Origin of the sequence: Mesorhizobium sp. M7A.F.Ca.CA.002.05.1.1, assembly GCF_003998335.1 — a bacterium.
Lineage (GTDB): Bacteria > Pseudomonadota > Alphaproteobacteria > Rhizobiales > Rhizobiaceae > Mesorhizobium.
In genome coordinates, this window is sequence record NZ_RZQI01001404.1 from 1 (window position 1) to 935 (window position 935).

Sequence of the window (935 nt, forward strand, 5' to 3'; positions counted from 1 at the left end):
GTTGTGCTCGGCTTCGTCTTCATCCCGGGTCCGGCCACGCTCCTTACCATAGCGCGGGCAACGAGTTCCGGAACCAAGGTTGGCATCGCGACCGGCGCTGGGATCGCTGTCGGCGACATCTTTCACACCGTCATGGCCATGATCGGCATATCGGCGATCATCGCCGCATCGGCGACGCTGTTCAGCGTCATAAAGTACATCGGCGCGGCCTACCTGGTTTATCTCGGCATTCGCGCGATCATGGAGAAAACACCAGGCGGCCCGGCTGCCGGCGCGCTTGCGATCTCTGCCGGGAAGGCGTTTCGACAGGCTGTCCTGACCGAAGTGCTCAACCCCAAGACCGCTCTGTTCTTCCTTGCCTTCCTGCCTCAGTTCGTGCGGCCTGAAAACGGGACGGTGATGCTTCAGATGACCGTGTTGGGGGCCATCTTCGTCGTACTGGGCCTTTTCAGCACGGTCGTCTTTGCCGTGAGCGCTGGCCGGCTCGGCACGTTCCTGCGCCGAAATCCGTCGGTGTTACGATGGCAGGGCAAAGTTGTCGGCGGCATCTACTGCGCTTTGGGCGTCCGTCTGGCGCTGCAGCAACGCTGACTCCAGACGATGATCGACGCGCCTTCCGAAGAGGCTGCGTGATCAGGGCTTTTTAAGTTCCCGTTGCTCATTTTCACTCGCAATTGCGATGACCGCGCGCTACCCAGTGCGCGGTTTTTCCCGGCCCGACAGCCTCCAATCGCGTAAAGGTCCATTATGCTGCTCGTCGACGTCTATCTCGACAAATCGCCTATCCAGGGAATCGGCGTCTTTGCCAAGAACCACATTCCTCGCGGCACTCTGATCTGGAAGCTGGACCCAAGGTTCGATCGGCTCATCGAGGTCGAGACTTATGAACGTGCGGCCGGCCCGGTGAAGAGCTATCTCGATCGCTACTCCTATCC

1 protein-coding gene and 1 pseudogene are annotated in these 935 nt (G+C 60.0%); both read left to right on the top strand.

Annotated features, from left to right (window positions below):
* A partial coding sequence (locus EN939_RS35910; protein ID WP_164751595.1) for a LysE family translocator occupies positions 1-591 on the top strand: 591 nt, incomplete at its 5' end.
* 156 nt (positions 592-747) lie between these two features.
* Positions 748-935: pseudogene (locus EN939_RS35915) on the top strand (SET domain-containing protein); the annotation flags it as partial.